Source organism: Candidatus Competibacter denitrificans Run_A_D11, from assembly GCF_001051235.1.
GTDB classification, from domain to species: domain Bacteria; phylum Pseudomonadota; class Gammaproteobacteria; order Competibacterales; family Competibacteraceae; genus Competibacter_A; species Competibacter_A denitrificans.
On record NZ_CBTJ020000072.1, the window covers coordinates 1 to 4,699 of the forward strand.

A 4,699-nucleotide genomic window follows, 5' to 3' on the forward strand; every position below is an offset into this window, starting at 1 on the left:
GTATCGCCCTGCTCGCGCGCTAGTTCGGCATTGAGTTCGGAGAGCCGATCCCGTGCCGCGTTGGCTTCGTCTTGGAGTTCCTGGAGTTTTTGCTTGGCCTCATCAATTGCCCCTTGCAGTCGATCCAGGCTGGCTTTGTCGAGCAGCCCCAGGCTGTTGGTTGCTGCCTCTGATGCTTCCCTCACCAAATCCTCGTTCATGACCTGCGTTTGCAGCATCTGTTCGAGCTTTAATGTCAGGTTTTCGGCGGCAATGGCTTGCTCGTAGTACGCCTTCCAGGTGTTGTTAACGGCGTCGTAGTTTTTTATCCATGCGCCCGTTAGCATCCCGGCTGTGGTGGCATTGTGGCGGATGGCGTACTCCGCGCTTTCAAGCCCGTTTTTAAGCTTGACCAGGGCCTCAGAGGACAGGTCGCTGCTTCGCGTGATGGCGCCGAATTGGCCAAGCCGAGCCTGGACCATCGCGCGGGTGCCTTCACTCAATTTCATGAGCTGATTGGCACTGGCGGCGACCATCGTGGCGAGCTTCTCGGAGGATTCGGAGGCTTTTTGGTTGGCTTTGGTGCTTTCTTCTGTGGTTTCGACGTTCTCTTCGGTCGCACCAGTGTTTTCTTTGGTCGCTTCCGTGCTGAGGCTGGCTGATTTGGCAGCGATTTCTTTTGCTTCTGCCGATTTTTTGAGAGCCTCCGACTCCATCCCTAAAGCCGCATTTTGTAAGGCCAGGGCGGTGTATTGCTTTTTAGATTCCTCAGTCTGTAGCCCTTCGGCCGCTAAAGCTGCCATTTTTGCCTGTAGCAAGGCCTGTTCGGCGGCGATCTGAGCTTGCTTGGCGGCTGCGATAATTTGCGCCCATTCCGCTTCTACCCTGGCGAGTTCGGCCGATTTTTGCTGAGCCAGCGCGGTTGCGCCCAGAGCCGTTGCGCGGTCCCGATCTGCCCGGATGCCGTCGAGTTGGGCTTCAGCAACCTCTTCGAGGGCTGAGGTGTAGTCCTTCGCTTTTTTGGCACTTTTCTGAAGTTCGTCGATATGCTTCTGCGCTGTTGCCTTATGCTTTACTGTGGCTGTGCTTGTCTCTCCCAGAGCGGTTTTGATTTTTGAGAGCGCAATGATGTACTCCTCGCGCGAAAGCTGCCCTGACTTGAACATGATCTCGACTTGCGACTTTAGCCGCTCCGCCTCGGTTCGCATCTCCGTTGTGGGTTGCTTGGCGGCTTTCATGCCCTGCGTGAGCTGCTGGATTTGGTCTCGAATAGCGCCAAACCCGCTAGACTCTGGGATGTTAATAAGGGTTCTGAATTTCTCGGCTTCTTGGGTCAGCGCATTGAGATGAGTTTTCCCTTGCGCGAAGTTTTCCCACATCTGACCAGCGGATTGGCTGGCGGCATCGGCTTGCTCTTTCATCTTCCCAGCCAGGGATTCCAGTACCTTGCCGGTTTCCAGGCCAAAAAGAGACAGCGCGTTGCCGGCCTGCTCAATCGGCGCTGCGAGCGCTGACATGACCACCGCGCCCAGCTTGGTAAAAGCCATCACGATAAAATCAACGCCATCTCGGAAGGCGGCTATGGTTTTCGCAATGACCTCAAAGGCGCCAGATAGAACCTTACCTTCAGTGCCCGCGTTGATGAGCGATTGCACGACGGTCAGCAGTTCGCCGGCGATCTCTTTGACTTGATCGAATACCAGGCCGAAGTTATTGCGGATGTCCTCGACTTCGCCCTTGTTGGCTTCCAGATAGCCGGACATGGACTTCAGGCCGTCCATGATGCCGACGATGGAATCCCCTAAGACGCCACCGAGATCGGTGAGGATTTCCGCCAACAGGTCCGATACGCCTTTCAGCTCACCCTCAAGCTGTCCGGTGTCCAGATTGAAGATGCCAGACAGCGCTTCGTTCAGCTTGGTCTTGATCTGCTCGTAAAACCCAGCCGTCGCAAGTCCTGCGAGGGTTTGATAGGCTTCAGACAGGTTCGAGGTGACGCCAGCCCAGGAATTGGACGTGGCATCGCCCATCTGTGCAAAGCCCGCCATCCGCTTGTTCAGTTCTTCAGCCAGCGTCCCTTGCTCTTGCCACTGAGCAACCATCTCATTGGTGATGCCGAGATTACGCGCTAGGACGGCGTTGTTATCGATGTTACCGGATAGGATCGCTTGGGTTTCTTGCGCCACCTGCGACATATCCAGGCCCAGCGCGCCAGCGGCCAGGGCAATCTGCTTGGTTAGTTCGCGGATTTGATCCAGATTCAGGCCAGCGGCTAAACCGGGTGATACGGCGGCCTGAAAAGCGTCTTTAAGCTGGCCGAAGGTGGCGGTGGTCTGGAGCGAATCGACCTTAAGCTTTTGCAGGAGATCACTTGAGATTTGCGAGGCGGCATTGAATGCATCTTGCCCTTCGATGACGCGCCCCTGAGAGTCCACAAGCTCTGCTTGGGAGGCGACGATACCCGCGATGCCGAGCTTGGTATTTTCAAGCTCTTTGTTGACCTCGATCCCGGTATTTACAAAGTCTTTGAGCTTATCCAACCCAACGAGCGCCGCTGCTAGCCCAAGGATTTGATTGCGTAGCCCTGCAACAGCCTCTTTAAATCCTTCTGCGCCGTCTCTTGCGCGTTCGAGTTCTTCCAGCCTCTCGGACAGGATTCTGATTCTGAGAGCAAGTTCGAGCGTGCGGTCAGCCATACAAAAACTCCGGGCGTGGGGCTACGATATGCAAGGGATTAAAAGAGGAGTGCAGATGATGAAACGCATCGTGCTGTTGAGTTGTGCGCTGATGAGCGCGCCTGCGGTAGCGATTAATAAATGTGTGGATGCTGATGGCAAAACGGTTTATCAGGCTGCTCCATGCGCCGGGGCGGCAAAGGGCAGCGAGATCGCAATTCAAAAAGCACCGCCGGTTTCGGAAAAGACTGAAAGCGAAGATCTGAAGCGATTCAAGGAAGCCGGATCGGCGATGGAGCGCGACCGAAAAATCCTGGAAACGGAACGAGAAATCGCAGCTATCGAAGGCCGGATTTCCGACAACCGGCAAGCTATGTCGGGCGAGCTGGCCGCACTGCGAAACAAGAAAAACTATGCCAATAACAATCTCGCCGGAGCTACGTGGGAGCAAAGCATTTCGGACGAAATGACCGCTGTCACCCAGAAGTACGATACCCTCGTCCGATCCGATCAAAGCCGGATTGATGGGCTGCGACAGGAATTGGCCAGACTGCGCGATAAAAAATAGTCCTACTTGACCCCGCAAGGATGCGGGCGTAAGACAGTACCAGGATTGCTTCGCGGCGCTGGGTACCGGTAATCTACCTTGTTGCGGCCTGCCATAGCGCGAGAGCGTGGGCCGCTTGGTTGTTTCCCCACTCAGAGAAGGCGTATGGCTAAAAATATTCCCCTGGACGAGCGCATTATCTTTGCGCTTGACGTTGATTCGCCCGATGAGGCGGCCCGCTGGCTGGATCGGTTGGGCGATAGCGTCAAATTCTACAAAGTTGGCTTGCAGCTCTTTTTGGCCGGCTGGTTTCCTGTCATTGATATGATTCTGAACCGTGGAAATAAGGTCATGGTCGATCTGAAGTTCTTTGATATCCCCGAAACCGTGGCGCTGGCCGTGCGGGAGTTGAAGCACCGAGGCGCAACCTTTATCACGGTGCATGGCAATGACCCGATCCTGAAAGCCGCTGTGAGTGAGCGCAACGGGGCCAAGATTCTGGCCGTCACGGTGCTGACCAGCTTTGATGAGTCGGACATGCGCGAGATGGGCTTTACCGGCACTGTGGAGGACTTGGTGTATTTGCGCGCCAAGAAAGCCTTGGCACTGGGCTGTGACGGCGTGATTTCCTCTGGACTGGAAGCGCCGCGCTTGCGGCATGACCTGGGGGATAAGTTTCTGATCGTAACGCCGGGCATTCGGCCTGGCACCAATGACGTGATTCAAGACGATGATCAAAAGCGCATTGCTACCGCCAACAAGGCCATCAAAAATGGCGCGGATTATGTGGTCGTTGGTCGGCCTATCCGCAACGCCAAAGACCCGCTGGCCATTGTGAAAGGGATGCAGGAAGAAATTGCACGGGCGCTGTAGTCCTTCGGCCAGGGAGGGCGGTTGACCCCACCGCTGATCGGGCGTAAGCTGCTTCTTAGGTGCTTGAGACACACCTAACAGCGGTTCCCCGCTCCGAGAGTTGCGGTTTTTTTGTGCCTGCCGGTTTTGTGCCGGGAGTGCGGCTAATGCAATACGGGTACGCCCGAAATACGCCCGCCGTCTGTTAGCGGTCTCAAGCTCCTGGCGCCCATCATTCGATGCGTGTCCCTTTGAGAAACTAACAGGAGCAGCATCATGTCTACTTTGTCCCTTGCCGTCGTTGACGGCGAACCCCGTATCGACTCCCGCCTCGTGGCTAGTGAGCTTGGTGTTACTCACCGCAACACTTACGAGCTTGTCGATAACTATTTCGCGGAATTTCAGGAATTTGGAATACTCCGGTTTGAAACCGGAGAAATCAAAGGGCGCGGACAGCCCGAAAAGTACTACCTCCTGAACGAAGACCAAGCCTATTTTCTGATGACGCTGGTCCGCAACACGGAGGAAGCGGTCGAGTTGAAAAAGCGGCTGGTCAAAGCCTTCGCGCAGTACCGCACCCGCAGCCAGAGCCTGCCCGAACCGGCCGCCCCCCGCCCGAACACCATCACCCTGGACAAAGACGAAT

The 4,699-nt window shown here is 55.7% G+C and carries 4 protein-coding genes; 3 read left to right on the top strand and 1 reads right to left on the bottom strand.

What is annotated here, in order from left to right; genetic code table 11:
- Positions 1–2,675: hypothetical protein (locus BN873_RS13905; protein ID WP_048674798.1), on the bottom strand; the 2,675-nt coding region annotated here is incomplete at its 3' end.
- 55 nt (positions 2,676–2,730) lie between these two features.
- Between BN873_RS13905 and BN873_RS18870 the strand changes: the two genes are divergently transcribed.
- The 3 genes from BN873_RS18870 to BN873_RS13920 form a co-directional block, all read left to right on the top strand.
- Positions 2,731–3,222: a DUF4124 domain-containing protein gene (locus BN873_RS18870; protein WP_171820485.1), complete on the top strand. Its 492-nt coding sequence runs from the start codon at positions 2,731–2,733 to the stop codon at positions 3,220–3,222.
- A gap of 144 nt (positions 3,223–3,366) precedes the next feature.
- The gene (gene pyrF / locus BN873_RS13915; RefSeq protein ID WP_048674801.1) at positions 3,367–4,074 is read left to right on the top strand and encodes an orotidine-5'-phosphate decarboxylase; all 708 of its coding nucleotides are present in this window, start codon (positions 3,367–3,369) and stop codon (positions 4,072–4,074) included.
- A gap of 255 nt (positions 4,075–4,329) precedes the next feature.
- Positions 4,330–4,699 (top strand): Rha family transcriptional regulator (locus tag BN873_RS13920; protein WP_102047046.1); only part of this gene is annotated, 370 nt, incomplete at its 3' end.

Coding starts and splice junctions, on each gene's coding strand:
- BN873_RS18870 (WP_171820485.1), top strand. CDS start 2,731: ATGATGAAACGCATCGTGCTGTTGAGTTGTGCGCTGATGAGCGCGCCT.
- pyrF (WP_048674801.1), top strand. CDS start 3,367: ATGGCTAAAAATATTCCCCTGGACGAGCGCATTATCTTTGCGCTTGAC.